The sequence below is a fragment of the Rhizobium sp. AQ_MP genome, assembly GCF_014237835.1.
Classification (GTDB): domain Bacteria; phylum Pseudomonadota; class Alphaproteobacteria; order Rhizobiales; family Rhizobiaceae; genus Allorhizobium.
This window is the reverse complement of record NZ_JACJVI010000004.1, coordinates 59,868-86,318: the sequence shown is the minus strand read 5'-3', so window position 1 is coordinate 86,318 and position 26,451 is coordinate 59,868. Positions and strand designations below refer to the sequence as shown.

Sequence of the window (26,451 nt, the reverse complement as noted above, 5' to 3'; positions counted from 1 at the left end):
CGAGAGAAGGCGCCCGGTCGGATGATCGGCGCCTACCCGCGCCGCGTCAGGGCCACCAAATAGCGGATCGCTTCGTCGCTGGCGTTGATGAACACGCAGTCGCAAGGTGCCCCCAGCTGCAGACAATCGCCTGCTGAAAGCGCATGGCTGCGGGAGCCCTCGATGAAGTCGAGACGCCCGTCGAGAACATAGATCTGCTGATGCTGGAAGCTGAAGGCTGAAGCGGGGTAGGGGATCCGGACACCCGGCGGCAAAACCACTTCCAACAGTTCCAGTTGCCCACCATTATGAGGTGATAGCGTCCGACGCGTGTAGCCGGTTTCCGGATCCGTCCAGACCGGCTGCTCCATCCGTCGCGCCAGTCGTTCCCCCTCGCGTTCGGCAAGCGCCAGAAGCACGGAGAGCGGCAGGCCGAAGGCACCCGAAAGGCGGCCGAGCACGGTGGCCGTTGGGCTCGCCTCGCACCGTTCCACCTTGCTGATCATGGCCTTGGACACAGCGGAACGGGCCGCCAGTTCTGCAAGCGACCAGCCGCGAGTCTCTCGCTCCAGCCGGATGCGTTCGGCAATCGCCCGCGCTTGGCAGTTTTCGTCGTGAACTTCGTTGCTATGCGCCGTCTTTGGCATCTCGACCCTTGCAAAATTCTGCGGCTTTGTCTTCTATGGTGGACAAGAGGATACGATAGGTGACGGCGCATCCACAAGCCGCCACGATAAATAGGAAGGGGGCGAACCGCCGTGGCACGTGAAATCCGTTTCAACGCCTTCGATATGAACTGCATCGGCCACATCCAGCAAGGCCTCTGGTCCCACCCGCGCGACCGGTCGATGAACTATCGCAGCCTCGCCTATTGGACCGATTATGCGAAGCGGCTTGAAGCTGGTCTGTTCGACGGCATCTTTCTGGCCGATGTCGTCGGCATATACGATGTGCTGAGCGGCAGTCCGGCACCAGCGCTGCGGGGCGCCGTCCAGGTGCCGGTGAACGACCCGTTGATGCTGGTGCCGGCCATGGCCTCCGTCACGCAGCATCTCGGCTTCGGCGTTACCGCAAACCTGATGTACGAACAGCCCTTTCTCTTCGCCCGTCGAATGGCGACGCTCGACCATCTGACCGGCGGCCGCATGGGTTGGAATATCGTGACCGGCTATCTGGACAGCGCCGCCCGCGCCATCGGTCTCGACGGCCAGATGGCCCATGACGACCGCTATGATCTGGCCGATGAATACATGGATGTGGTCTACAAGCTCTGGGAGGGGAGCTGGGAAGATGACGCTGTGGTCGCCGACAAGCAGGCAAAGGTCTATACGGATCCGGACAAGGTGCATCCCGTCCATCATCATGGACGCCAGTACAGGGTTGATGCCTATCACCTCTGCGAACCCTCGCCGCAGCGCACGCCGGTCCTCTATCAGGCTGGCTCCTCGCCGCGCGGCCGCCAGTTTGCCGCCACCCATGCCGAATGTGTCTTCGTCAACGGCCAGAAGAAGGAGGGTGTACGTGAAATTGTCTCCGACATCCGCGCCCGTGCCGAAGGTCTGGGACGCCGCGGCGATGACATCAGGGTCTTCCTCGGCGCCACGATCGTCACAGGTCGGACGGAGAAGGAAGCACGGGAAAAGTTCGAGGATTACCGCCACTATGTGAGTTCGGAAGCAGCGCTCGTGCATGCCGCTGCCTCCATGGGCATCGACTTCGACCGGTTCGACATGGACGAACCGGTCGAGACGGGCAAGAGCCAGGCGATCACCTCCAACATCAAGGCAATGGATCGGGCCGCTGGCCCGCAATGGACGAAGCGCAAGCTGATCGAGCAGATGGTGCTCGGCAGCCGCCAGCCGCCGCTCGTCGCTTCCGCAGATCAGGTCGTCGACTGGCTGGTGGATTGGGTCGAAGACACCGGCGTCGATGGCTTCAACCTCTCGCGCACCGTGGTGCCAGAGTGCTTCGATGACATCATCGAACTGATCGTCCCGCGCCTGCAGGAGCGAGGCCTCTACAAGACCGAATACGGCGAAGGGCCGCTGCGTCAGAAGCTGTTCGGCAAACCACGCCTCGGCAAGGCTCATGTTGCCGCAACCCATCGATACCATCCCGGCTGAGATCCCCGGTCGCCGGTTGCCGCGCTCCTCTGAGGGCTGGAACCTCACCTTGCTCTCGGCGCGTGGCGGATGCTAGTTTCCGGCGCGTAACCGGATGCGACCGTCGCTCGTGCCACGGACGCTCCGGCAAGAAGAAGAAGGGGAGGCGTCCGCGAAGATGCCTCTGGGGAGGCCTGATTGAGAATTGCGGTCGTAAGAAACCCCGTCGCCGGAGGCCGCGTGGGCCAGAAGCAATGGGCGCCCCTGCACAGAGCTCTTGGTCAGCGTTTCCCGGATCTGGAAATCCACGAAAGTCGCTCAAGTGGCGATGCCAAAAGGCTGGCGCAGGAACTGGCCGCTGGTCCCTATGACCTGCTGCTTGTGGCAGGCGGTGACGGGACCATCAGCGACGTCGTTGACGGCGTTTTGACGTCGACACGCCCCGAGATGCCGCTCGCCTTTCTGCCCGTCGGCACCGGCTGCGATTTCGTCCGCAACTTCAACCTGCCCGCCGATCCCGCAGAGCTGGCCGAACATATCGCCAACGCCCCGCTGCGGCGTATCGATGCGGGTCTACTGATCTCGAGGGACCACGCGGGCCGGGAGATCAGCCGGCATTTCGCCAACATCACCAGCGTCGGCATTTCCGGGGAAATCGTCTACGCCGTGAATGCTCCCGGGCGCCGGCGCATCCTGAACGGTCCGCTTCGCTTCCTCGTCCATTCGGCACTCGCCATCCTCCGATACCACCCCTATGAATTCGAGATCCTGATCGATGGCATGAAGGTGCATGCCGGACGGCTCGCCGTGGTCGCGATTGCGAATGGGGCCTGGTTTGGCGGCGGCATGCACATCACGCCGCAAGCGGATGTCGCTGACGCCCGGTTCGATATTGCCGTGATGCGCGAAGAGAAAGTGTTGGGGCTTCTGAATTTACTGGGACGCCTGCATTCCGCTGGTCATGTCGGCCACCCGCTTTTGAGCTTCCATCGCGGCCGCCGGGTCGAGGTGCGCCCGCTCGACGCCACGCGCTTTCCGATCGAGGTCGATGGCGAGGGCGCCATCCGGGGTGCCTTCACGGCCGAAATCCTGCCCGGCGCCCTGACCGTCAAGACTTAAGGGCCGGCTCGAAAACTCTCAGAACGCGCCTTCCCATTCGGCCATGGCAGCGATCACGCCGGGCAGGTCCTGCATCCGCGCAATGACCGTTTCGGCGCCGGCATCGGTCAGCCGGTCGGCATGCGAGGGGTAGGTATGGGAAGCGCCGGTAAAGCCCACGACCCGCATGCCGGCTTCGCGCGCCGCATGCACGCCATGCACGGAATCTTCAATCACGATGCATTTGGAGGGGGGGACGCCGAACTGGCTGGCCGCATGCAGGAAGATATCCGGCTTCGGCTTCACGCGGTCTGCGCCGAGGTCCTTCGCCGAATAGATATGCGGTGCAAAGAACTCCTTCAGGCCGACCTTCGAGAGCATCATGTCGAGGCGGTGGGAGGACGAGTTGGAGCAGATGCAGCGCGGGCCTGATAGACGCGACAGCGCATACTGCACACCCTCGATCGCTTTGACCTCGCGCGAAAGCTTCTGGTCGAGCAACTGTTCCGACTTGTCGATGAGGCTCGCCGAGAGCGGGATGTCGATTTCCTTCTCGATCGACAGCAGGATGTTCTTCCAGGTCATGCCGGCAAAACGCTCGCCCATTTCCTCGACCGAGATCGGATAGCCCGCTTCCGTCAGAAGCTTCGATTCCACCTTGGCCGCGATGATTTCGGAATCGACGAGCACGCCGTCGCAATCAAAAAGGGTGAGGTCGAAGCCGCTCATGGGGATATCCATCGTGTCGTCTGGGAGAAGGCGGCTTCCTACACGATCGCAACGGCAAGGACAATCATGCAAGGCGCATGGCAGCCCTTCTGCCATTGTCGTCACGTTTGCGCGCTTGCCATTTGGAGCAGCACCGCCTCGAAATGCTGCGGATAGCGTTTCAGCCCACCCGCCTTTTCCATCATGTCGGCGAGCCAGACCCCATCGGCGGCAAGCCGTACTGCGACGAGAGCGGGATCGCCGTCCGTCTCCGCATGCCGGACCATGCGACCGTCGAGCCAGCCGGACCAGAGCGCGCGCAGCGCCGGCTCGGAAACGATGGCGACCGAAAGTGCAGCCCAGAGGCTGCGTTCGCCGAGCAGGCGGTCGGAAAAGCAGACCTGCACATAGGCCCTTGTGAAGCGCCCATGCGCCACAGGATCGCCGGCCATGGTCCGGTCGATCTCCCGGTCCATCTGCGCGAGCAGATCGGAAAACACGGCCGCCAGCAGCGCCTGCTTGCTGTCGAAGTGGTGCAGCAATCCGCCCTTGGTCACGCCGGCCCGTTCGGCGACCGCCTGAATTGTGATCGCTTGCGCTCCCTGTTCGGCGGCAATCTGCGCGGCACAATCGAGCAGCGCCCGACGCACCTGCTCCGGTTGCTTCTTGCGATGATGGGCCGAGAGCGAGGTCTCGGCAGATGCAGGGGAGGCCGCCATCAGTGCGAGACCGTGTTCGACAGCGTGTTCATCACGATCACCCCGGCGACGATCAGCGCAATACCCGCTAGCGCTGCAAGGTCCAGGCTCTGCTTGAGATAAAACACGCTGATCAGCGCCGTCAGCACGATGCCAAGCCCGCCCCACATGGCATAGGCAATGCCGAGCGGCATGCCCTTCAGCGCCTGGGACAGAAGGTAGAAGGAGGCGACATAGAACATCACCATGCCCGCCGTCGGCAAAAGCTTGGTGAACTGCGCCGACTTCTGCAGCAGCGTCGTGCCGATCACTTCGAGCACAATGGCCGCAGCGAGGGCACCATATGCGGTAAGGGTGGGGTTCATGACAGGGCTCCGGACGAGAGAAGAGTAAACATACCGTACGGTCGGTTTGTTTTCAAGTGCGACCAGACTCGCGAGGGGCAGGAGGTGACGAACGGCCGGAGATCAACCTTGGAAGACGACTTTACCTATGAGAATGAGAGCCTGATCGTAGCTTGATGAAACAGCATTTGCCATTTGGACCCGGTTTGCACCCATATCGAGCTTCTTGCAGCGCGCCTCTGCAACCCGTCAGCATGGATGCGCTCCGTCTCATAGGTCAGGAGCACCGATCCCTCGCTGATCATCTTCAACGAATAATTCATCGATTTCACGACGTCATCGGGCAGCGCCGGCTCTTTTGCCAGCAGCTCGATAATTGCTCTCCTGTCATAAATCTTGCCCGAAGCGCCTATTTCCATGAAGTCTTCGGCTATCAGGTTTTCCACAGTTTGTCGGCAGCGCCTGACCTCCGGCCGATGAAGTGTTTCTTCCAATGCTACAATCTCCGCGAGGCTAGGTATGCTCATCAGTTCGCCTCTTTATGGGCCGCCTGAACGCGATTGATCGCACTGCTCATTCCTGCCGGCGTTGCAGCGCCCGATTCACGGTCTCCACCCACAGGAAACCAAGCTGCGAAATGCCGCTCCCCCTCGGGAGAAAATCGGATGATCCTGCTCTCTTCGACCCGTCGGGCAAGGCCGCGATCGAGGAAATGTGTAAGCAATGCCGCCCCCAGGCTGCCCGCGAGATGCGTCCGCCGTTCGCTCCAGTCGAGGCAGGCGCGACAAAGCGGTCGGCGCCTGGCGCGAAGGCTTCCGATGTCGATACCTCTGGCGTCGAGCAATGCCTCGCCCTGCGCCGTCAGCGTCAGCGCCTCGTCCTCCGCCCGGATCGCGCCCTGCGCAATCAGGCTGTCCAGCATCCGGACACCGAAATCGCCTGCCAGATGATCGTAGCAGATCCGCGCCTTGCGCAGCTCCGGCTCCTTCGGCCCGGTACGGTGGCGCAGATGCCCGCGCGTCGCCGAAAAGCTCATCAGGGTCTCGATCATTGTCCCGACATGACCGTCCGCCAGCGCGAAATAGCGATGTCGACCCTGCTTGCGCTGGGAGAGGAGCCCGCCCTCTTCGAGTTTGGACAGATGCGAACTCGCGGTTTGCAGCGTGACACCGGCGGCCCCCGCCAGCTCCGTGGCCGTCAGCGCCTTGCCGCCGAGGAGCGCCAGCAGCATGTTCGAACGCGCGGGATCGCCAATCAGCGAGGCGATGCGCGCGATATCAGGACCTTCCGCCATAAGATTTTCTCCAGGTTTTGACGCGCAGTCTGCCTGGCCAGTCTAGCCAATGCTTCGATCCCGGTCGAACTGTTGAAGGCGAGGTATGGGGTAACTTCGATCCCGATCGAAGCATCGCGCCCTTCGTTCATGGCAAACCCGCCTCGCAACAAACGAGGAGCCACCCATGATCACCTGCATCATCCGCTACCGCATCGATCCTTTCGGTCGCGACGACTTCGCCACCTACGCCCGCAACTGGGGCGAGGCGATTCCGCGCTGTGGCGCCGACCTCGTCGGTTACTTCGCCCCGCACGAGGGCTCGGCAACCACGGCCTACGGCATCTACAACATCGAAAATCTGGCAGCCTACGAGGCCTATCGCGGAAGGCTTGCCGCCGATCCACTCGGCAAGGCGAACTACGAATTCGCCAGAAACGCCCGCTTCATCCTGGAGGAGGACCGCCTCTTCCTCAAAAACGTCTCCAATCCACCACTGTCGAAAGTCCAGCCATGATCGCGGTGATCTTCGAGGTCGTGCCCTTTCTCGGCGAGCGCCACCGCTATCTCGATCTCGCCGGCGAATTGCGCGGCCACCTGGAGGCGACCGACGGCTTCATCTCCGTCGAACGCTTCGAGAGCCTGACCACGCGCGGCAAACTTCTGTCGCTCTCCTTCTGGCGCGACGAAGAGGCCGTCCGCCGCTGGCGCGAGACGGAAGAACACCGCGCTGCCCAGTCCGCCGGCCGGGGCGGCGTCTTCGCCGCCTACCGCCTCCGCGTCGCCGAAGTGCTCCGCGACTACGGCCTTGAGGATCGTGCCGAGGCCCCGGAGGACAGTCGCGCCCGGCATGGGTGAGGCCGTGTTTTGACAAACTTTGCCATACGCGCCATTTTGTCTGCATGACCGGAGGCAGACCATGGCAACGATGAACGTATCCCTTCCCGATCCGATGAAGGCCTGGGTCGAGCGTCAGGCCGAAAGCGGTCGCTATGGCAATGCCAGCGACTATATCCGCGACCTCATTCGCAAGGACCAGGAGCGTCTGGCAGCTTTCGACCAGCTTCAGGCCGCCATCACCAAGGGGATCGAAAGCGGCCCACCGGAGCCCTTTGATCCCGAGGCTTTCAAGCGGCGGATGCGCGAGAGCCATGGCGCCCGATAGCGCCCGCTACACCCTTGCGCCTGAGGCACTGCGAGACCTCGAAGGTGTATGGGCCCATGGTGCGGATACCTGGTCCGCCGATCAGGCTGATCGTTACCTCGATGAACTCGTGCAGGCCTTCGATCGGGTAGCTCGGTCTCCGACGCTGTTTCGCGAGCGCCTCGAGTTTTCACCCCCGGTCCGGATCTATCCCTATCGCAGCCATCTGATTGTCTGTGTGGATCTGGAAGGGCAGGTGACCATCCTGCGCGTTCTCGGTGGCCGGCAGGACTGGCAGGCGATCCTAAGGGCGCTCGAGTGACGCGCGTCCTCCGCCGCCATATCTCGACAAGCCGGCAGCCGCTGACTATGCAGATACCCATGCCGAAGAAGCCCCAAGATTCTCCTGAGGATACGATTGCGAGCCGCATCAGCCGCGCGCTGGCGGAGCGCATCATCCATGGCGAACTCGTGCCCGGATCGCGTCTGGCCCAGGATCATATCGCCGAGGAATTCGGCGCAAGCCATGTGCCGGTGCGCGAGGCCTTTCGACGGCTGGAGGCGCAAGGCCTTGTTGTCAGCATTCCCCGTCGCGGCGTGCGGGTCGCAAGCTTCGACCTGAAACAGGTGCGAGAAGTCGCCGAAATGCGCGCAGCGCTGGAAGTGCTCGCACTGCGCCACGCCGCCCCTAACCTCACGCCGGAGGTGCTGGCCGCCGCCGAACGGGCCGCTGCCGATGCCGACAATGCCAAGGATGTTCGCACCTGGGAGGAGGCGAACCGCCGCTTCCACCGGCTGATCGTCTCCACCTGCGGCATGACGCGCCTCTTGTCCGTCATCGATGATCTTCACGCCGTCTCCGCCCGTTTCCTCTTCGTCGCCTGGCGCGCCACCTGGGAAGCCCGCACCGACCATGACCACCGCGCCATCCTCGAAGCGCTGAAGTCCGGCGACGCGACGGAAGCCGCCCGCATCCTCGAGCGCCACGTCCAGTGGATCGGCCGCGCGCCTCTGCCGGTTCCGGGCCGGGCGGAGACCGAAGGCTTCGCCATCGTCGGGTGAGCGTCGCCGACCGGCTCCGCCGCTGTCTACCTCCCCCTTGAGGGGGGAAGTCGCTGCAAAGCGGCGGGTGGGTGTGAGCCCCGCCGACCTGTCCGACTTCCGCCACGGGCCGCTTTTGGGAGCCGAAGAACCACTTCGCCATTGATCCCGGCAAGCGTTGCCGTCACCCCACCCCGGACCTTCGGTCCGACCCTCCCCCTCAAGGGGAGGGTGTTGGTGGTGGCGCCTCAGACAAACCCTCATCCAGGCAAAGGAACGTGCTGTTCTCCGCTGATCAGCCATCGCCCTGTGATAGGAGCGCCCCTTGCTGCTGACCAGCCCTCATCCTGAGGTGGGAGCGAATGCTCACCTCGAAGGACGAGGGCGGGTGGCTCCTCTCGTGGCCTCGCCCTTCGAGACCTGCTGGCGCAGGCGCCTTAGGGTGAGGGGGATCCTTTACCTCTCATCCGACTTCTGAGCCTGCCGAGGGCGGCACCGTCTCCCCACATGCGAGTAAAGCCGAAGCGCTAACCGCGCGTGCCTCCCTCTCCCCGCTTGCGGGGAGAGGGTAGGGTGAGGGGCTACGCTCTAATTCTCAGTGTAAATTTATAGATAAAAGTTCAGAACGTCCACCAGATCATATCACGATAAACAAATCCGACGCCGAATTTGACGGCTACTCACGAGATTCCTGCATCCACCACCTTGGCACCCGCCAATTCCATAGATAAAAGATTCGTCGCCACATAAATTATCTATAAAATGGAGATTGCCCATGACGACCATTCTCGCGCCCGCCGCTCGCGGTTTCGATCCGCTCGGCATATCCGGCCGTTCGCTTCCCGTGCAGGCCGCCCTTCTCCTCTTCGGCACGGGTGTGCTGGCCCTTGCCTCGCAGATCTCCGTGCCCATGGTGCCGGTGCCGATCACCATGCAGACCTTTGCCATTACCATGATCGGCGTGCTCTACGGCTGGCGCCTCGGCGCGCTCACCGTGCTTGCCTGGCTCGGCGAGGCGATGATGGGTCTGCCGGTGTTGGCGGGTGGCGGCGGCGGGTTGGCACCCTTTGTCGGGCCGACTGCCGGCTACCTCGTCTCCTTCCCGATCATCGCGGCCCTTGCCGGTTATCTCGCTGAGAAGGGCTGGACGGGCAGCCACGTCGTCAAGAGCTTCCTCGCCCATCTCTCCGCCAACATTCTGTGCCTCGCCATCGGTGGCGCCTGGCTTGGCTATCTGATCGGTGCCGAAAAGGGCTTGGCTCTCGGCGTCACCCCCTTCATTCTGGGTGCAGTGCTGAAATCCGCGCTTGCCGCCGCTCTGCTGCTGGCGCTGGCACGCCGCCAGACGAGCAAGCTCCACCTCTGAGCGCCTGACAACAGACTGAAACACGCATGACCGTCCGGCTCCGCGCCCACCACCTGCTCTGCATGCTGACCTATGTCGGCAAGGGCTATTCGCCCGCCTTCGTCGAGAATTACGAGGTCATTGCCGCAAGGCTCTCGGCCGGCGAGGAGATCGAACTGGTGGCAGGGCCGGACGATATCTGCGGGCCTCTGACCGCAGACCCTAAGGCCCATTGCCATGGGGCAAGCGTCATCGAGCGGGATCGCGCGGCAGCAGACGCCGTCGCCCGCCTGATCGGCAGCCCGCTGCCGCTGGGTGCCCGCATCACGCCCTCTGCCGCTCTGCTGACGCGTCTGAGAAAAACCTTCGCCACCGGCGAGATCCGCACCGCCTGTTCCGGCTGTGAATGGTCGAGCCTTTGCGACAGCGTCGCCGATGGCGGCTATAGGGGTGTCCGCGTCGCGCCCTGAGGCGGTCGGCGTTTCCTTCTCCCCACTTGGCGGGGAGAAGGTGCCCGAAGCGCTCAGGTGCAACTGGTTGCACCGGGGACGAGGAGCGTATCAGGCGCTTTCGTCTGTCCTCGGTTGAGTGTAGGGTCTCTCCATCGACACCGGAGGAAGCCGAGATGAACATGCGGTCGATCATTGTGCGCGCCACCTGGGACGACGAAGCCGAGGTCTGGGTGGCCACCAGCAATGATATCGAAGGCCTGGCGGTTGAGTCGGAAAGCATGGAAAAGCTTCAGCCGAAGGTCATGGCGGCTGTCGCAGATCTACTGGAGCTGAATGGGGTCGGCTCAGACCTGCCGGAAATTCCTGTGCACATTGTTGCCGAACAGATCGGCAAGGTGCCGAACCCGAGCTTTTGACGCGGATATGGCAAGCTATCTCCGCGAGTTGAAGGAGCGCTTGACCGCTGCGGGCTGCACCTTCGTGCGGCCGGGAAAGGGCGATCACGAGATTTGGTATAGCCCGATCACCAATCGCCATTTCACCGTCGATCACGGTATGAAGTCCCGCCATATAGCAACGAAACGCTCAAACAGGCAGGTTTGCCGAAAGCGTTCTGAGCGGAAGATGAAATAGCCATGATCACCCTCGATATGCTGCGCCAGATCATCCTTGCCCTGCCGACCACGGAGGAAACCACCTCCTGGAACGCCGTGTCCTTCAAGGTCAACGGCAAGGCCATGCTGTTCTGGAACCCGACCCATGACTGCCCGGTCTTCAAGGTCCCCTTCGAGGAGCGCGACCACCTGATCGACATGGACCCCGACACCTTCTTCACCACCGATCATCACCGCCCCTATCCGATGGTACTCGCCCACCCCGATCGCCTCGATATCGAATGGGCGCGCGAAAACCTCACCCGCGTCTGGCGGGCGCAGGCCAAGAAGGCGGTGGTGAAGGCCTGGGATGCGGGACGGTGAGGGGGCGCCGCAGGCGTGTTACGCTCTGACGTTACACTGAGATGTCGAATTTCCTCAGCTCAGCCCCGGGAGTGCAACGCCTGAGCGACCATCTCGGGCGCCCGGTCAATCACCTTCAGCAGCACCAATGCAGCCCGGTCAGGCTGGCGACGCTTCTGTTCCCAGTCCTTGATCGTGCCAGCAGGCAGTCCATAACGCCGCGCAAACTCCGCCTGTGAAAGCTTAAGACGCTTGCGGATCGCCGCGACGTCGACGGTTTCCGGAACGAAGACAGCCGCAGGTTCGGCCCGGCCCTCGGCAATAGCGAGCGCTTCTTCTGCACTCTGGATCAGCTCTTTTCCGAAGCTCATGCTCTGGTCTTTCTCTGTCTGTAGGCATCGGCCAACCTGGGAAGGATGCGCGCCAGTTCGTTCCGTTCGGCCTTCGAGAGGTTGCCTTTGTCGTTCTTCCCGTAAATCGCCAGCGCAAACACCGGAATGTCTCCGCCACCGAAATAGTGGATCGTCCGAAAGCCCCCACGTTTACCATGACCATCGCGTCGGTGCCGCAGCTTACGTGCCCCACCCGTTCCCGCCATCAGGTCTCCGGCTTCGGGATCGGCCGCGATGACAGCCAGAATGTCTTGCAGTTCGTCGTCGGAAAGGCCGCAGCGCTTCGCCTGCACCAGAAAAGTCTGCGTCTGGATGACGGTCTGCATGACTCCCTCTCTATACGGCAATGCCGTCCTTCTGTCCAGCCTCTGGAGCGGCGATATCGGACAGTTTGACCGGGAAGCCTTGAGTCGAAAAGGCTGGCTCGCGTATAAGTTGCCTTTAAGTGGCGCACTCCCCGGTCGTCCCCCCATCCCACCCCCGCACAAAATCTCGCCGCCTCTTCACCCTTCGGTAACCAACTTCGGTAACCATAGCGTCGTGTTCCCGTGCTGCGTCAGCGTAAGAGTGAGTAACCGATGGCTTCTGTGTTTCCGATTGCCGAACTCCGCCGTTCGTCCGACCCGCTGGCCTGGGTCGACAGCATCATCAAGGGCGATTGCGTTGCCGCCCTCGAGGCCCTTCCCGACAAATCCGTCGATGTGATCTTCGCCGATCCGCCGTACAATCTTCAGCTCGGTGGCGCTTTGCACCGCCCCGATCAGTCGCTCGTCGATGCCTGCGACGACGAATGGGACCAGTTCGCCTCCTTCGAAGCCTATGACGCCTTCACCCGCGCCTGGCTCTTGGCCTGCCGCCGCGTGTTGAAGCCGACCGGCACGATCTGGGTCATCGGCTCCTACCACAACATTTTTCGCGTTGGCGCGACCTTGCAGGACCTGAATTTCTGGATCCTCAACGACATCGTCTGGCGCAAGACCAACCCGATGCCGAACTTCAAGGGCCGTCGTTTCCAGAACGCTCATGAGACGATGATCTGGGCCTCGCCCGATCCGAAGGCCAAGGGCTACACCTTCAATTACGATGCGATGAAGGCGGCCAATGACGACGTGCAGATGCGCTCCGACTGGCTCTTCCCGATCTGCTCGGGCGGCGAGCGTCTGAAGGGTGACGACGGCAAGAAGGTCCATCCGACCCAGAAGCCGGAAGCGTTGCTCGCCCGTGTCATCATGGCGTCCACCAAGCCGGGCGATATCGTGCTCGACCCCTTCTTCGGCTCCGGCACGACAGGAGCCGTTGCAAAACGTCTCGGCCGTCATTTCGTCGGCATCGAGCGCGAGCAGGATTACATTGATGCGGCCTCGGCCCGCATCGCCGCCGTCGAGCCGCTCGGCAAGGTCGAGCTGACGGTCATGTCCGGCAAGAAGGCCGAACCACGCGTCGCCTTCAACGTTCTGCTCGAAGCAGGCCTGGTGAAGCCCGGCCAGGTCCTGACCGATGCCAAGCGCCGCCACTCCGCCATCATTCGCGCCGACGGCACGCTGACGGCAAACGGCGAGGCAGGTTCCATCCACCGCGTCGGCGCCCGTGTTCAGGGGCTGGACGCCTGCAACGGCTGGACCTTCTGGCATGTCGAAGAAAAGGGCGCCCTGAAACCGATCGATGATCTGCGCGCCGTCATTCGCAGCCGCATGGGCGGCCTGGAGTGAACACAAGCTTTCGGCGCGCAGGACGCGCCGAAACCGATTTTCATCAACATTAGAATAACTTCACATTCCTGTGATCAGTTTCGAGCAAGTCGAAGCTCTTACATCCGGCTGCATTCGATCTTCAGGGGTCGATCTGGCGCGGGCAGGGGTCCGCCAACTCCACCCGCGCCAGCGCCTTATTCTTTCGAAGCTTCGCCCGGCACCACATCTCGCAAGAGACCACTCAGCCGTACAGGTTCCCGATCCGGAAATCGGGCGATGATTTCAAGATCTCCTCCCATGGCTTCGACATAGTCTCTCAGCGTCGACAAGAGCAGATCATTGCGACGTTCGAGGCGCGATACATTTTCCTGGTTGATGCCAAGCAGGGCGGCAAGCTTTTCCTGTGTCAGGTCCCGGGATTTGCGCAGTTCTTGCAGGGTTCTATAGTCCTCAAGCCGGGCCTGACCGCGCAATTCGAGGTCCTTCCGTTTTTCCATCGGCAGTTCCGCCAGGAGATCGTCCAATGCACGTACCATCATCACTCACCCTCAAGAGTTTTTAAGTGCGCGGCAAAGCGTCTGTCGGCCTTGTCGATCAGCACCTTGTAGAACCGCTGCTCGCTCACGCCGGACTTATCGGCTGCCACAAGCAGGATCGCCTGCCGCTTGGGATCGAAGGCAAAGGCGAGCCGCCAGACACCGTCTGCTGCGCGAAACCGCAGCTCCTTCATCTTGGCGAATCGCGACCCTTTGAGCGTGTCCACCCAGGGTCTGCCGAGTGTTGGTCCGTAAGTCTTCATAAGCGGAAGCGAGACGAAGATTTCATCCCGCACCACTTCCGGCAGGGCATGAAACTCCGGCTCGAAATCCGTATGCAGAAGAACGGGCCAACTTAGATCTCAATATGCTCTCGAATGCATATGCATTCAAGGGCATTTTCCATGGTCAGGCTGTCACGCCCAGTGCGCCGAGATCCGCCTTCAGCTTTTCCGCTCCGGTAAAATGCACCGCCTGCCAGCCCGCAGCGCGCGCGCCTTCGACATTCGCCAGGCTGTCGTCGATGAAGACGGAATGGGCCGGCGAAAGCCCGAAATCCTTTGCATGGCGCTCGTAGATCGCCACATCAGGCTTGATCAGCCCGATTTCGCCGGACACCGTGACGCCGCGCGGCAGGTTAAGGAAGGGATACATCTTGCGCGCTTCCGAAAAAGTGTCGGCGGCGAAGTTGGTGAGCATGGTCACGTCGCGTCCGGCATCGATCAGCCCGGTCATGATGGCAACGCTGTCTTCATAGGCGTAAGGCACCATCTCGGCCCAGTATTTCCGGAAGGCGCGGATATGCGTCTCCTTGTCCGGGAACTGCTCGATCAACAGCGCTTCGGCGTCGTGCCAGCTGCGGCCACGATCCTGCTCCAGGTTCCAGTCATGGGTGCAGACCTTTGCGAAGAACTCCGCTCTTTCTTCGGCGTCCGGGATGATCCGCGAAAAAGGCAGGTTCGGATCGTAATGGATGAGCACCTTGCCGATGTCGAAAACGATATGGCGGATTTCGGTCATGTCTTACCCTTTGGAATGTTGAAAGGCCGTCGGAATAGCCGCTGCAATTGCTTTCTTCATGACAGTCGGCAGCGCTTCCCCATCAAGTTCGGTGACGGGCACCCAGAAACCGTGATGATCCGATGGCCTGTCGATCGGGCCGACACGGAAAATCGAGAGGCGGAGCTCGAAATGCGTGAAGACATGGGTGATGACCCCGGTCGCCTGCCAGTCGGCCGGGAAGGGGGCAGCCTCTATCCCCGTTTCGCCGTCCTGCCGCGAGGTCCAGTCGGTCGTCGGAACCTCGGTCATGCCTCCGAGCAGGCCGCTCTCCACCCGCTTGCGCAACAGAAGCTGCCCGTCGCGATCGACGGCAATGAAGGCTGCCCCCAACCGCACCGGCTTTGCCTTCTTCGCCGCCTTGACCGGAAAACGTTCCGGCTCGTCGGTCGCGAGCGCCAGACACGCGTAGTTGAACGGACAGAGCGCGCAGGCCGGGCGCTTCGGCGTGCAGATCGTCGCACCCAGATCCATCATCGCCTGGGCAAAGTCTCCCGGCCGGTCGGTCGGCGTCAGCTCCGCCACCTTCGCCTTCATCTGCGGCTTTGATCCTGGAAGCGGCGCCTCGATGGCAAAGAGCCGCGAGATCACCCGCTCGACATTGCCGTCCATGACAGCCGCTGGCCGGTTGAAGGCGATCGCCGCAACCGCTGCCGACGTATAGTCGCCGATGCCCGGAAGCGCGCGCAATCCCTCTTCGGTATCCGGAAAGACACCGCCATGATCGAAAGCCACGGCCTCGGCGCATTTCTTCAGGTTGCGGGCGCGGGCATAGTAGCCAAGCCCCGCCCAGGCCGCCATGACTTCCTCGTTCGGCGCCTCCGCGAGATCCTTGACCGTCGGCCATCGCGCAATGAACTTGGCAAAAAAGGCCTTCACCGCAGCAACCGTCGTCTGCTGCAGCATCACCTCGGACATCCAGATGTAGTAGGGGTTTGGCGTGACCCCACGCTTGGCCGCGCTGGGAGAAATGCGCCAGGGCAGCTCCCGGTGATGCCGGTCATACCAGGCAAGGAGGTTGGCGGCCTTGGGTCTCGTCAGGGCTTTGCTGGGGAGTGTCAAATCGGTCATTTGCGGAAAGAGGGGCGGATGGCCTATATCTGGCCAAAGCAGTCGCCCGTTCAAGGGCCGATGTGAAGGATCCCCAGACGCCATGGCCACCTTCAAGGGCGCAAACCAGATCGCCGAGATCGCCAACGGCATCGTCGACCCGGTGCTGGCGCGCCGCGCCGGCATCAACACGGCGCTGCTCGGCTCCTGGGAAGACATCGTCGGGGAGGGCTTTGCCGATTGCACGCGGCCGGAAAAGATCGCCTGGCCCCGCCGCTCCGATCTGCCCGAAGATGGTGGCCACCGCCCAGGCGTGCTGACGATCGCCTGCGAAGGCGCCCGCGCGCTCTTCCTCTCCCATGCCCAGGGCGAGCTGATCGCCCGCATCAACGGCTTCTTCGGCTACCCCGCAATCGGCCAGGTCCGCATCGTCCAGAAGCCGGTCTCGGTCGCAAGCACCAGGCCTCGCATCCGCAAGCTCGAAGGCGAAAAGGCAAAACGCCTGGCAGCGATGATGGAGGGCATCGAAGACGAGAACCTCCGCCGCGCCGTCGAGCGTCTCGGCACAGCCGTATTGCAGGCGAAACGCAAGTGACGGGCCCGCGTACAGCGCGCCGGCAGTCTCCCTGAAACTGAAGGGTTTTCCAGAGTTTATCGTCACCTTAACCCTCTACAGACGGCCAAGTTTGGGCCGATCTGGAGCGCTGCGTTGCCGCGCGCAAAGGCCGGGTCTACCAAGCATCGGAAGGCCACAGACCCGACGAATTCCAGCTTGTCCAGCAGGTAACCCCGTGAACATCCACAATGCAGCGCCCGCTCCGGATCGCAAGGCCCCGGTCGATGCCAGCCCGCGACGGCGGACATGGCGTATCCCGGTCCTCCGCTCCGCGACCCCGTTCCTCGCTCCCATGCTTTTCGCGATGATTGCCGGGATCGATGGTCTTGGCACCAGCATTGCCTTTGCTGCGCTGATCTTCGCCGGGCCGCTGGCCGCCGGCTTTACATGGGGCGTCGGCGTCATCCTGCTATCCAGCATCGTCATGGCTCTGTGGATTGCGCTGCGCAGCCGCTATCCCTCCAGCATCGGCCAGGTGCAGGAAGCCAGCATCGCCATCTTGGCCACCGCAATCGCAACGGCAACCGTGCATCTCGATTTCGCGCCCGACGAGGTCAAGGTCGCCACCGCCTTTGCCATCCTCGGGTCGAGTGCGGTGGTCACCGGTGCGGTCTTCTGGCTCTTCGGCCTCTGCCGTTTCGGACGGCTGGTCCGTTTCATGCCCTATCCGGTCGTTGCCGGTTTCCTCGCCGGCTCGGGCTGGCTGCTCATCCAGGGGGCTGTCATGATGATGATCGGCGACCGCAACCTCGTGGATCTTCTCGTAAGGCCAGAGGGCCAGCAGGCGCTAGCCAATCTCTATGTCGCAGTTGTCTTCTCGATCGTCATGGTCTTTGCCCTGCGCCGCTCGACGAGCCCGCTCACCATGCCGCTGGTTCTGCTCGGCGGTGGGATCCTCTTTTATGCCATGCTGGCGGTGATCGGCGTCGAGAGCGAACAGGCAAGGGCGATGCAGTGGCTCCCCGCCATGCCTGCGGATCAGGGTTTTGCCCTCCCGAATCCGGTCGAGGTCGTCACCGCGGCCGATTGGTCGGTGGTGCTTCATGTTTTGCCGGCCATCATTTCCGTGGCGCTTCTCGGCATGGTCGGGCTCCTGCTCAACACCAGTGGCCTGGAGGTTGCGACCCGACAGGAGATCGATGCAGATGCCGAACTGCGCACGACGGGCATCGCCAACATCGTGGCTGGCGGCTTCGGTGGTGCACCGGGATTTACCGGTCTGTCCATGACGCTGCTGGCCAACCGCATGGGTGCGAAGGCCCGATCCGTCGGTATTGCCACTGCATTGATGCTCGCGCTGATGCTGCCGTTCGCGGGAGAACTTGCGGGCGCCATGCCGACCTTCGTTGCGGCCGGCCTGATGATTGCGCTTGGTGTCGAACTCATCCACGACTGGCTCTGGCGCACGCGCAGGCAGTTGCCGCGCATGGAATGGCTCGTCGTTCTCGCCATTCCGCTCGGCATGGCCGTTTTCGGTTTCATGGGCGGCATGGCGCTCGGTCTTGGCCTGTCCATCGTCACCTTCGTCTACAACTACGCTCGTCTTTCCGTCATTCGCGTCGATGCCTCGCTGCGCGAGCGCAAGAGCAGCATCGACCGCCCGCCGGCAGAAAACAGCCTGATCGAGCTGGAGGGCGAACAGGTCCAGGTTCTGGAGCTTCAGGAATTCCTCTTCTTCGGCACGGCGGAACAGATCATCGAGGCGATACGCCGCCGCCAGCAGGATCGCGGCCGCCTGTCGCTGCGCTTCGTCGTCATCGATTTCCGCCGTGTCAGCGGCATGGATGCGGCCGCTGCGGCCACCTTCGCCAAGATCCGCAACCTGCTCGCTGGCAGCGACGTCGAACTGATCTTCAGCAGCCTCTCGCCAGAGATCGAGCAGGTTCTGGCCCGAAACGGGATCGATTTCGTCTGCGACCCGGCTGTAGGGTGCGAACGGGATCTCGACCATGCCCTGGAGCGCTGCGAGGAGCGCCTGATCGCCGCAATCAGCCGGGAGGAGACCTGGCAGGATATCGAGGACTATTTCGCCAAGACCATCGGGCCGAGTGCTCGGTTGAAGGATCTGGTCGCCTCGATGGAGGAAATCCGCCTGCAGCCGGGTGACCGCTTCATCCGGGCGGGCGAACCGGGCGACGATCTCTTCCTGCTCTGGACGGGCCGTGCCAAGGTGGAAGCCATGCTCGCCAACGGCAAGCGCCTGCGTTTGAGAACGGTCAAGCCCGGCGTGGTGCTGGGCGAAATCGCCATCTATCGCGGGGGCGTACGCACGGCTGATGTCGTCGCCGAAGTCCCCTCGACGGTCTACCGTCTGGCCAGACGTCAGCTGCGCTATTTCGAACAGGCAGACCCCGAGCTCGCGCTCCTTGTCCACCGCCTCTGCGCCACCACACTGGCCGAACGCCTGACCATCGCCAACCGCGTCGTCCAGTCGCTGCACGAGTGAGACCACTACTTGCTGCTTGCGGTGAACACCCCGTCCCAATCGTCTGCAGCCGTGTCTGGCAGCATGGCAAGCCGCTCGCGATAGAGCCTGTGCGCGCCCGAGAGCGGGTTCGGTGGCAGCGCCAGCAGATCTTTCAGCAGGGCGCGCGCTGCGCCGAAATCTCCCGACTGCCAGGCCGCGATGAAAGCCGCATGGGATTTGAGGAGATCGGAGTGCTCCTCGGGCTGTGCATTGGCGAGCCCGATCAGTGCATGGAGCGTGACGGGCGCCTTGCGGCCGACCACGCGCACCCGGTCCACTTCCGCGAAAACGAGTTCCGTCGTGCCCGCCCGCACCTCTTCGGTTGCGAGGATCGAGACCTCGTAAAGCTTGGTCATGCCCTCGACACGGGAGGCGAGATTGACGCTGTCGCCGAGGCAGGAGTAGCTGAAGCGCTGGTCGGAGCCGAGATTGCCGACACAGGCCATCCCGGTGTTCAGTCCGATGCCGATCTTGAGCTCTATGCCGCTCTCGCGATTGAGCCGGTCGAGAGCCGAAACCATGTCGAGGGCGGCCAGACAGGCTTTCTGCGGATGCTCGGCTATGTCGAGTGGCGCATTCCAGAAGGCCATGATCGCGTCGCCGATATATTTGTCGATGGTCGCCTCGCGCTTGAGAAGCACGTCGGTCATCGGCGTCAGGAAGTTGTTGAGCAGCCTGGTCAGCTCAGTCGGGGTCATCTTCTCCGAAAGGGTGGTGAAGCCACGGATGTCGGAGAACAGGATGGTGAGTTCCCTGTCCTCTCCGCCCAGTGTCAGGCTCTCTGGATTTTCAGAGAGGCGCTCGACCAGCGTCGGCGAGAGATAGCGCCCGAAGCTTTCGCGCACGAAGCGCTTCTCGCGGTGGGTGAGCATGAGGAGCAGCGGCAGCGCGGTCAGCAGCACGGCGCCGAGACCGGCGAGCGGCAGCAGCGGGTCGAAGAGTGTCAGTGCCTGCGAAAAAGCCATCCAGGAACCGCCGGTCACGAGTGTCGCAAGCAACAGGGCTGTCACCACGGAAAGGGCAGGGGTGGCGGTTGCAAGAACCGCAAGCAGGATCAGCCCGGCGACGATCGCCGCCGCCCGTTCCGCCCCGATGATCCAGTCGGGCCGCTGGAGAAACACGCCGCTTGCGATCTGGTCGATGATTTCGGCGTGCACCTTGACGCCCGGCATGGCCGGATCGACCGGCGTCGCCACGATATCCCGCAGCCCGACCGCACTGGTACCGACCAGCAGGATGCGTCCCTGGATCTGTCCGGCCAGCCAATCGGACTTGGCCGGATCAAAGAAATCGGCGGCCGAGATCACCGGCATGTTCGGCAGGCCGGAGTAATAGATCCAGATCTCGCCGTCGGCCGAAACGGGGACGTCGAGGGCCCCAACCCTGAGATCGGTGAAAGCCGCGCCTTCTTCCGTTCCGGCCGAGCGCAGGATGAACGAACCTTCCTGCTGCGCCATCCTGAGCGTCTCGATCGATAGCGCCGGGTATAGCCGGGAACCGCTCAAGGAGACCAGAGGGAAACGGCGGATGATGTTGTCTGGCGTCGGCGGGAAGGAGAAGTAACCCATCGCGGTTGCCCTGTCGGTCAGAGCGGACAGGTTGGATAGCGAACCCGCATAGGGGGTGAGGCGCGCCTTGGGGTCGGGCCCGAGAAACGAGAATCCGGCCTTGGGATCCGGTGCTTTCGCTGAGGTTTCGTTGCTGAGTGCAATGCCGAGCGCCACCGGATTGGACGCGACCGCGTCGGCCAGTTCGGCATCCGGATCGGGCAGATCGGCCCCCACCTCGATCGCCACCCCCTGCCGCCGCATCTCATCGACGAGTCGCGCGGGTGCCGTTCTGTCCGGTTCGGAAAACACGATGTCGAAGCCGATTGCGGCTGCCCCGAGCCCGCTCGCCTGCGTCACGATCCCCGCCACCGTGCTGCGCGACCAAGGCCACTGTCCGAGCTTGCCGATCGAGGCCTCGTCGATATCGATGACCGCAACCGGTGGATCGGTCGCCGCGCGTGGCTTGATCAGCTGATAGGCGTCGAAGACCAGCGCCGTCAGCCGAAAAGCCTGGGGGGCGAAGGCTGCTTGACCGAAGATGACGGCCAGAAGCGCCGCCATGCCGGCAAGGATGACGGCAAGCCGGCGGCGCTGCGAGGAGGAGAGGCGGCGAAGGCTGGGTTTCGTTGCGACCATCGTGAGGCTTAACGACTGCCGGCGAAGACGCCGGTGGAGGACCAGCCGGCGTTGTCGTTGGCGGTGAAGTTGCCCATGATGCCCTTGACGGGATCTGTGCCATTGGAAGCGAAGGCGCCACTGACGCTGCCCGAGGCGACACCGCTCGACACGTTGCCGCTGAAAGTCGCCGCGTTGGTGCCGAAGTTGACCGCGGCGCTGAAGCTCTTGCTGTCATAGTTGGAAACGGAAACGGTACCGGAGCGCGCACCGAAATCCATCGTCGAGGTCATCGTTCCCGTGGCGATGTATTGAGCGCCTCCGTTGACCACAGTACCAACAGCATTGCCGTTGTAGGACGCCGTACCGGATATCGGCAGGGCGCTGTTCTCCGGTTGCTTGCCGATGATCCAGTTGCCGAGATGAGCCGTGTAGTTCACTTCGCCATAGATATTTCGGCCCCACCAGCCCCAGGTCATGAAGTCACAGGCATTGCAGATGGCGGAGCTGGTATTGTTGTTGAAGATCTTTGCCGGCACGACGGCAGACGAAACCATGTAGGCGCCGTCCTTTGAATTGGTTCCGGCCATCAATTGGTCGGACAGATAGGATCGGTCTGCCTCGTCATAGAACTCGGCAAAGTAGCTGCCGCCGCCCGTGCTGATGCCTCCCGTGAATGTGCCCGCAGCATTGTCGAAGTTGAGGCTGAAGCTGCCGCGCGTGAGATTGTTGCTGCCCCACTGCCGGATCACGGCGGAGGAAAAGCCGCCAACCTGCCCGTTGAAAGTGCGGCTGCTCGAGACCGTTGCCGCATCGTCACGGCTTGCGACATGCACCTGCTCATATCCTTGATAGACGGGAGCAGGAGAGCCGAACTGTGTTGCACCGATCGATCCCGATCCGATCACCAGATACTCGCCGTTTGCACCGAGGAAGTGATCCTTCCCGGCGGTGGAGCCAATGCTCCCGGCCTTGCCTTGGCCATTCTGGGCGGCATCGGCTGCATTGGCCCGGCTCGATCCCGCCGTCGAGGCGACGAGGCCGTATCCCCCGCCATCCAGGGCATCGACTCTGCCGCCGAACACGTTGATCGCACTGGTTTGCCCGGCACCCGTGCCGCTGATGACTAGCGAGGCCTGCAGCGCGCGTCCGATAATGGTGCTGTTGCCACCGCTCACCCCACCGACGAGAAGATGGCTCGCCACGGCTTCTGCGGTGTTGGTGAAGCTGCCGGTGAACGGGATTGTGACGCCGTCACCATTGGTCAGCGCAGCAAGCAGGTCCGGTTGCACGACGTAGGAAAGAATTTGCGCCGTCGAAAGCGTCGTGCTCGCGACGGCCGGTGTGCCGCCAACCACATAGAAGGCTTGCGGTGCGCCGTTCTGGGCTGCCAGGCCATAGGTGAAAAATCCGCCACTTCCGGTAAAGGCCGTACCCGTCACCGCCGCCCCGTTCACCTGGCCTGACATTGTCCGCCTGGTCAATGTGTTCGTGGAGGACAGCGCCGGCAGAGCAAAGGTGTTGCCTGCGTTGTCGGTGCCGCTCAGGCTTCCGTCGGTTTTGCGAACGAGCGTCCCCCGCGCCTCGCCAAGTCGCAGGTTGCCGGAGCCACCCCCGGGTGACGGAGGTGAGCCACCGCCGCCGCCCGTATCCTTCGGCGAGAGCACCGAAACTGCAGTCGGCAGGTCGCCATTGTTATTGCCGCCGCCGCTGCCGCCGCTGCCGCCGCTGCCGCCGCTGCCGCCGCTGCCGCCGCTGCCGCCGCTGCCGCTGCTGCCGCCGCTGCCGCCGCTGCCGCCGCTGCCGCCGCTGCCGCCGCTGCCGCCGCTGCCGCTGCCGCTGCCGCCGCTACTTGACACCTGCAACCGCGGTCCGACATCCCGTTGCGAATTGCCCGCCACGTCTTCCACCGGCGCTGCGGCGACCGGCCGTGGTGTGGGAACAGGGATAGCATTTTCCGATGGCAGTTGAGCCGAATTGCTCTGGGCGATCGGGCTGCTCGCAACAGTCTGTTCTGTCGGCGTGTTGGTCGCGCCACCGGTCTGGCCCGGGCGACCGGCCAGAACTTGTTGCAGCCCGCTGACCCATTGCGGTGGTGTCCGCTGGATGCGCGGCTGTCCCTCGCCGGCGACGATCGAGAACCCTTGCTGGAACAGCCGTTGTGGTGCTCCGTTGCCGGTCAGCTGCACCTCGTTGCCATAGACCAGCGTCAGATGCGGCGGCAGCGTTTGACCATCGGGCGCCTGACCGCCGAGGTTGATATCGACCACCGCCCCACGGATACCGGCCGTGCCGATCGGCGTGTTGATCTTGACGTTGCCGCTGGCCTTGGATGCCCTGCCGCCAATGAAGCGCAGCGCGCCCTTGGTCATGGTCGCCGCCAGAGAAGCGGTGTTTTTCTCCGGATCGTAGACGAAGCTGTCGATCACCACGGAGGAATTCGGCCCGACCGTGAACGACGTGCCGTCAGCCAGCAGGATCTGCACCAGACCGGCACCGCTTGTTTCAATGCGGTGATTGCGGATCACGGGATCGCCGAGCGAAACCAGTCTCGTCCGCCCGGAACCGTCGATTGCGGTGGCATCCGGATTGACGGCAGCGGTTACACCCGCCACATCGGTTTCCGCCAGCGCCAAATGGGGCGCGATGACCAAAAGTGCTGCAGACGCGGCAAGCAGGATACGACGGGACCTTGGCTTCATCGGGATGCTCCTAAAATGCCGCCTGGATGCCGATCGACAGGGAAATGTTGTCGAAGGCCTTGATGTCATAGTTCGACCGGACCTTGCGATACCCGGCCTCCATCACCAGGGCTGCCTGCTCGGTGAAGGGCATGATCTGCCTGAAGTTCAGGCTGAACTCCTTGTCGCGCTGGCTTTGCGAGGCATTGATCATCGTGTCCGGATCGTCGTAGCGGCGCTCAGTGACGGCCGCTTCCAGTCCGGTGATCCAGGCCGGACCGTCCCCGAGCAAAGCGGCATAGCGGTAGGTGCCGGCGATTGCGCCGCCGATTTCCGTCCCCGCAAGATAGCCGGTCCTCGCTTCCCGCCGGGTTGCGAGAATGCGCCCCGTCAGGCTGAAATCCTCAGTGAAATTGTGTGTCCACGAAACCTGTCCGTCGAACCGGTTGCCGCTTTGCAGCTCCGCAGTCCGGCGCGACTTGGTGTTGGAGAAGTCCTCGTAACGATATTGCAGGCTCGCCGAGAGGCTGTCGCTGGGCGTGATCTGCCATTCCGAGGTCGTCGAGATGCCCGCAGAAGCCAGATAGCGGTCGCCCTCGATGATGACGCCCCCGGTGGTCAGCAGAACCGAAAGCGTCCGGTTGTCGAGACCGAAGCGTCCCAGATCGAACACCGGGCCAGCATAGGCTTCGACGGCTGCGGTGTTCAGCGTATCGCGGTTTCTGTATCCGGCCGCATATCCCGACAGGCCGGCCTCAAGGGACAGTCCCTGATGATCGGTGTCGAGACGGTAGCGTATTGCACCATTGACGAACCCGTTGAAGTCCTCGCCCGCCACGGTCTGCCCATCCAGCGTATAGGACAGGCCGTTCAAGGTAACGGTCGAATTGCCGGGGCCGGCATTGGCATTGCTCTGATAGCGCAGACCGCTGCGGATCATGCCGGAGAATTCAGAGGGCGCGCCACGCCGGTCGATGGCCGCGAGATACTGCTCGACCTTGGCGGACACCTCCTGCGGTATGTCGCCCGCCGACTTTGCCCCGTTGAAATACTGCCGTGCCGTCTCGTAGGCACCCAGTCGATAGTAGAGCACGCCGAGTTCCAGCTGCAGCCTGGGCAGGCCGGGTGCGTAGATCAGCATGCGTTCCAGAGTCGAGATCGCGCCCTCCAGATCGCCGATCTGAGAGGAAAGTCCTGCATATTCGAAGGCGGAGTCGAGATCATCCGGGGCCGTCATCATCCTCGCGAACAGCACCTTCCGCTTGGCCTCGATCTCTTCGGCGGAAGAGCTGCCGATCCGCGGCGCGACATTCTGCGACTGTTGCGCAGCAGGATTGCCGGCCGAGAGCGACAGGCAAACCGCTGCGAGGCAGAGCATCAACGGATCGGCGAAGGGGATGGCAGCCTTCCGGCTCTTCGGCAAAGTCATGGTGAAAGGAACTCGGACTGAAAACGCTGGCTAGTCTTTAATGCAGGTTAAGCTTTTGTTAAAAGGTAAGAAATGCGCTTGCACCGGCCAAGTTTGGGTCGGTTGTGGGGAGCCTGCCGGCCGCGATGAAACCCATCCGACCGTCCCCTCGCATAGCTGAAGGGCTCTTGGTAAGCCCCCGCATGCGCCTGTCCAAGGAAACCCGCAGCAGGTTTGCGTTCCGCAGGCGCCTGATTTTGTGCGGCTCCAGCCCGCGACGGCTGTCTGCCGCAGCCCGCCATCACGACGAAAAAAGGTCACGCAACTTTGATATCTGAGGGGGTACCCTGCCTTGTTTGGCACCCGTTGCCGTTATAACGGTGATGCCATCACGGACCCTTGCAAGCAGGTAATTCACCCATGTCGACTTCAGAACTCTCGATCACCAAGCGCCGTCTCCTCGGCGGCATCGCCATCGCCGCAGTGACCATGGCGCTGACGGCCTGCAGCGACAGCGAGGATAAGGCCGCCAGCACCGAGGCCAAGCCTGCCGTCAGCAACGAGACGACGGCCTCGACCACGCCTGCCGTGGAAATCCCGACCGCCGACCGCGATGTGGATATGGAAGCCGCGCTGAAGCCTGGTCCGCTCAAGGAAATGGCGCTCGGGGATCCGAACGCACCGGTCAAGATCATCGAATACATGTCGATGACCTGCCCCCACTGCGCGCACTTCCATGAAAACACCTTCGAGGCGATCAAGACGAAGTATGTCGATACCGGCAAGGTCTACTTCGTGCTGCGCGAATTCCCGTTCCCGCAGGACACCGCATCGCTTGCCGCCTTCATGCTGGCACGCTGCACCACCGAAGACCGCTTCTTCCCCTTCGTCTCGACGCTCCTGAAACAGCAGCGCACCTGGGCTGCGCCCGCCGATGGCGATGTGCGCGGCGCCATGCTGCAAATGTCCAAGCTCGCCGGTTTTACACAGGAGAGCTTCGACGCCTGCTTGACGAACGCGAAGCTTGCCGGTGATGTGTCGGCAGTCCGCGATCGCGGCGCCCAGGAATTCGGAGTTCAGTCGACCCCGACCTTCCTGATCAATGGCAAGGCCTATTCGGGGGACATGTCGGTTGACTCCATGTCGGCCCTCATCGACAGCCTGCTCTGATCGACGTTCCGTTCTGACGACGGGCGCCGGGGAAACCCGTGCGCCCTATCGTTTGTCTGGTGTCTGGATGCGCGAG

At 62.8% G+C, this 26,451-nt stretch carries 30 protein-coding genes and 1 pseudogene; 16 read left to right on the top strand and 15 right to left on the bottom strand.

What is annotated here, in order from left to right:
• Nucleotides 1-32 precede the first annotated feature (32 nt).
• Nucleotides 33-626 carry an XRE family transcriptional regulator gene (locus tag H6M51_RS08395; protein WP_185809433.1) on the bottom strand — a complete coding sequence of 198 codons (594 nt, stop codon included), beginning with the start codon at nt 624-626 and terminating at the stop codon, nt 33-35.
• A 111-nt stretch (nt 627-737) separates the two neighbouring features.
• Here H6M51_RS08395 and H6M51_RS08390 point away from each other — a divergent pair, with 111 nt between their 5' ends.
• Together H6M51_RS08390 and H6M51_RS08385 are read left to right on the top strand one after the other, a co-directional pair.
• Nucleotides 738-2,102 (top strand): LLM class flavin-dependent oxidoreductase, encoded by a 1,365-nt coding sequence (locus H6M51_RS08390; RefSeq protein WP_185809432.1) that lies wholly within the window; start codon nt 738-740, stop codon nt 2,100-2,102.
• A 177-nt stretch (nt 2,103-2,279) separates the two neighbouring features.
• Nucleotides 2,280-3,200, top strand: coding sequence for a diacylglycerol kinase family protein (locus tag H6M51_RS08385; RefSeq protein ID WP_185809431.1), 921 nt, complete (start codon nt 2,280-2,282; stop codon nt 3,198-3,200).
• 18 nt (nt 3,201-3,218) lie between these two features.
• Here the strand turns inward: H6M51_RS08385 and H6M51_RS08380 are convergent, their stop codons facing one another.
• The 5 genes from H6M51_RS08380 to H6M51_RS08360 form a co-directional block, all read right to left on the bottom strand.
• Nucleotides 3,219-3,908 (bottom strand): HAD family hydrolase, encoded by a 690-nt coding sequence (locus H6M51_RS08380; RefSeq protein ID WP_185809430.1) that lies wholly within the window; start codon nt 3,906-3,908, stop codon nt 3,219-3,221.
• 101 nt (nt 3,909-4,009) lie between these two features.
• Nucleotides 4,010-4,606 carry a TetR/AcrR family transcriptional regulator gene (locus H6M51_RS08375; protein WP_185809429.1) on the bottom strand — a complete coding sequence of 199 codons (597 nt, stop codon included), beginning with the start codon at nt 4,604-4,606 and terminating at the stop codon, nt 4,010-4,012.
• A complete protein-coding gene (locus H6M51_RS08370; RefSeq protein WP_185809428.1) occupies nt 4,606-4,950 on the bottom strand; it encodes a multidrug efflux SMR transporter in 345 nt (114 codons plus the stop codon). The genes H6M51_RS08375 and H6M51_RS08370 overlap by 1 nt, the downstream gene beginning before the upstream one ends.
• Nucleotides 4,951-5,075: 125 nt before the next feature.
• Nucleotides 5,076-5,456: a DUF4440 domain-containing protein gene (locus H6M51_RS08365; RefSeq protein ID WP_246780447.1), complete on the bottom strand. Its 381-nt coding sequence runs from the start codon at nt 5,454-5,456 to the stop codon at nt 5,076-5,078.
• Nucleotides 5,456-6,223 (bottom strand): helix-turn-helix transcriptional regulator, encoded by a 768-nt coding sequence (locus tag H6M51_RS08360; RefSeq protein WP_185809427.1) that lies wholly within the window; start codon nt 6,221-6,223, stop codon nt 5,456-5,458. Before H6M51_RS08360 ends, H6M51_RS08365 begins: the two co-directional genes overlap by 1 nt.
• A 166-nt stretch (nt 6,224-6,389) precedes the next feature.
• Between H6M51_RS08360 and H6M51_RS08355 the strand changes: the two genes are divergently transcribed.
• The 10 genes and pseudogenes from H6M51_RS08355 to H6M51_RS08315 all read left to right on the top strand — a co-directional run bounded on the left by H6M51_RS08355 (nt 6,390) and on the right by H6M51_RS08315 (nt 11,161).
• On the top strand, nt 6,390-6,719 hold the full coding sequence (locus H6M51_RS08355; protein WP_185809426.1) for an NIPSNAP family protein: 330 nt from the start codon (nt 6,390-6,392) through the stop codon (nt 6,717-6,719).
• The gene (locus H6M51_RS08350; RefSeq protein WP_185809425.1) at nt 6,716-7,060 is read left to right on the top strand and encodes an antibiotic biosynthesis monooxygenase; all 345 of its coding nucleotides are present in this window, start codon (nt 6,716-6,718) and stop codon (nt 7,058-7,060) included. The genes H6M51_RS08355 and H6M51_RS08350 overlap by 4 nt, the downstream gene beginning before the upstream one ends.
• A gap of 61 nt (nt 7,061-7,121) precedes the next feature.
• Nucleotides 7,122-7,367, top strand: a complete 246-nt coding sequence (locus H6M51_RS08345) for a type II toxin-antitoxin system ParD family antitoxin (RefSeq protein WP_054151189.1) — start codon at nt 7,122-7,124, stop codon at nt 7,365-7,367.
• Nucleotides 7,354-7,668: a type II toxin-antitoxin system RelE/ParE family toxin gene (locus tag H6M51_RS08340; protein WP_185809424.1), complete on the top strand. Its 315-nt coding sequence runs from the start codon at nt 7,354-7,356 to the stop codon at nt 7,666-7,668. The genes H6M51_RS08345 and H6M51_RS08340 overlap by 14 nt, the downstream gene beginning before the upstream one ends.
• A 59-nt stretch (nt 7,669-7,727) precedes the next feature.
• Nucleotides 7,728-8,408 carry a GntR family transcriptional regulator gene (locus H6M51_RS08335; RefSeq protein ID WP_185809650.1) on the top strand — a complete coding sequence of 227 codons (681 nt, stop codon included), beginning with the start codon at nt 7,728-7,730 and terminating at the stop codon, nt 8,406-8,408.
• A gap of 754 nt (nt 8,409-9,162) precedes the next feature.
• A complete protein-coding gene (locus tag H6M51_RS08330; protein WP_185809423.1) occupies nt 9,163-9,753 on the top strand; it encodes a biotin transporter BioY in 591 nt (196 codons plus the stop codon).
• 26 nt (nt 9,754-9,779) lie between these two features.
• A complete protein-coding gene (locus H6M51_RS08325; RefSeq protein ID WP_185809422.1) occupies nt 9,780-10,202 on the top strand; it encodes a DUF1284 domain-containing protein in 423 nt (140 codons plus the stop codon).
• 155 nt (nt 10,203-10,357) lie between these two features.
• Nucleotides 10,358-10,600: a DUF1902 domain-containing protein gene (locus tag H6M51_RS08320; RefSeq protein WP_185809421.1), complete on the top strand. Its 243-nt coding sequence runs from the start codon at nt 10,358-10,360 to the stop codon at nt 10,598-10,600.
• 7 nt (nt 10,601-10,607) lie between these two features.
• Nucleotides 10,608-10,801 (top strand): annotated as a pseudogene (locus tag H6M51_RS24600) (type II toxin-antitoxin system HicA family toxin).
• A gap of 18 nt (nt 10,802-10,819) precedes the next feature.
• Nucleotides 10,820-11,161 (top strand): MmcQ/YjbR family DNA-binding protein, encoded by a 342-nt coding sequence (locus H6M51_RS08315; protein ID WP_185809420.1) that lies wholly within the window; start codon nt 10,820-10,822, stop codon nt 11,159-11,161.
• Between the two features lie 59 nt (nt 11,162-11,220).
• On the opposite strand, the gene nadS is transcribed toward H6M51_RS08315, so the two are convergent.
• Both nadS and H6M51_RS08305 read right to left on the bottom strand, forming a co-directional pair.
• Nucleotides 11,221-11,511: a NadS family protein gene (nadS, locus tag H6M51_RS08310; protein ID WP_185809419.1), complete on the bottom strand. Its 291-nt coding sequence runs from the start codon at nt 11,509-11,511 to the stop codon at nt 11,221-11,223.
• Complete coding sequence (locus tag H6M51_RS08305) at nt 11,508-11,858, bottom strand: type II toxin-antitoxin system RelE/ParE family toxin (RefSeq protein ID WP_185809418.1); 351 nt, start codon at nt 11,856-11,858, stop codon at nt 11,508-11,510. Before H6M51_RS08305 ends, nadS begins: the two co-directional genes overlap by 4 nt.
• Nucleotides 11,859-12,110: 252 nt before the next feature.
• Here H6M51_RS08305 and H6M51_RS08300 point away from each other — a divergent pair, with 252 nt between their 5' ends.
• The gene (locus tag H6M51_RS08300) at nt 12,111-13,241 is read left to right on the top strand and encodes a site-specific DNA-methyltransferase (RefSeq protein ID WP_185809417.1); all 1,131 of its coding nucleotides are present in this window, start codon (nt 12,111-12,113) and stop codon (nt 13,239-13,241) included.
• A 176-nt stretch (nt 13,242-13,417) separates the two neighbouring features.
• Here the strand turns inward: H6M51_RS08300 and H6M51_RS08295 are convergent, their stop codons facing one another.
• The 4 genes from H6M51_RS08295 to mutY all read right to left on the bottom strand — a co-directional run bounded on the left by H6M51_RS08295 (nt 13,418) and on the right by mutY (nt 15,889).
• A complete protein-coding gene (locus H6M51_RS08295) occupies nt 13,418-13,759 on the bottom strand; it encodes an XRE family transcriptional regulator (RefSeq protein WP_185809416.1) in 342 nt (113 codons plus the stop codon).
• A 2-nt stretch (nt 13,760-13,761) separates the two neighbouring features.
• Nucleotides 13,762-14,067: a type II toxin-antitoxin system RelE/ParE family toxin gene (locus tag H6M51_RS08290; RefSeq protein ID WP_246780460.1), complete on the bottom strand. Its 306-nt coding sequence runs from the start codon at nt 14,065-14,067 to the stop codon at nt 13,762-13,764.
• 100 nt (nt 14,068-14,167) lie between these two features.
• Nucleotides 14,168-14,779 carry an HAD family phosphatase gene (locus H6M51_RS08285; protein ID WP_185809415.1) on the bottom strand — a complete coding sequence of 204 codons (612 nt, stop codon included), beginning with the start codon at nt 14,777-14,779 and terminating at the stop codon, nt 14,168-14,170.
• A 3-nt stretch (nt 14,780-14,782) separates the two neighbouring features.
• Nucleotides 14,783-15,889, bottom strand: a complete 1,107-nt coding sequence (gene mutY / locus H6M51_RS08280; RefSeq protein ID WP_185809414.1) for an A/G-specific adenine glycosylase — start codon at nt 15,887-15,889, stop codon at nt 14,783-14,785.
• Between the two features lie 82 nt (nt 15,890-15,971).
• Here mutY and H6M51_RS08275 point away from each other — a divergent pair, with 82 nt between their 5' ends.
• Together H6M51_RS08275 and H6M51_RS08270 are read left to right on the top strand one after the other, a co-directional pair.
• Entirely contained in the window at nt 15,972-16,463 is a 492-nt protein-coding gene (locus tag H6M51_RS08275) for a DUF721 domain-containing protein (RefSeq protein ID WP_185809413.1), read from the top strand.
• Nucleotides 16,464-16,659: 196 nt separating this feature from the next.
• On the top strand, nt 16,660-18,930 hold the full coding sequence (locus H6M51_RS08270) for a SulP family inorganic anion transporter (protein ID WP_185809412.1): 2,271 nt from the start codon (nt 16,660-16,662) through the stop codon (nt 18,928-18,930).
• Between the two features lie 5 nt (nt 18,931-18,935).
• On the opposite strand, the gene H6M51_RS08265 is transcribed toward H6M51_RS08270, so the two are convergent.
• The 3 genes from H6M51_RS08265 to H6M51_RS08255 are packed head-to-tail and all read right to left on the bottom strand — an operon-like array spanning nt 18,936 to nt 25,226.
• Complete coding sequence (locus H6M51_RS08265) at nt 18,936-21,137, bottom strand: CHASE2 domain-containing protein (RefSeq protein WP_185809411.1); 2,202 nt, start codon at nt 21,135-21,137, stop codon at nt 18,936-18,938.
• A gap of 8 nt (nt 21,138-21,145) precedes the next feature.
• Nucleotides 21,146-23,818, bottom strand: a complete 2,673-nt coding sequence (locus H6M51_RS24830) for a FecR domain-containing protein (protein WP_185809410.1) — start codon at nt 23,816-23,818, stop codon at nt 21,146-21,148.
• Between the two features lie 10 nt (nt 23,819-23,828).
• Nucleotides 23,829-25,226, bottom strand: coding sequence for a lipopolysaccharide assembly protein LapB (locus tag H6M51_RS08255; protein ID WP_185809409.1), 1,398 nt, complete (start codon nt 25,224-25,226; stop codon nt 23,829-23,831).
• A 399-nt stretch (nt 25,227-25,625) separates the two neighbouring features.
• Between H6M51_RS08255 and H6M51_RS08250 the strand changes: the two genes are divergently transcribed.
• A complete protein-coding gene (locus H6M51_RS08250) occupies nt 25,626-26,375 on the top strand; it encodes a DsbA family protein (protein WP_185809408.1) in 750 nt (249 codons plus the stop codon).
• Nucleotides 26,376-26,451 lie beyond the last annotated feature (76 nt).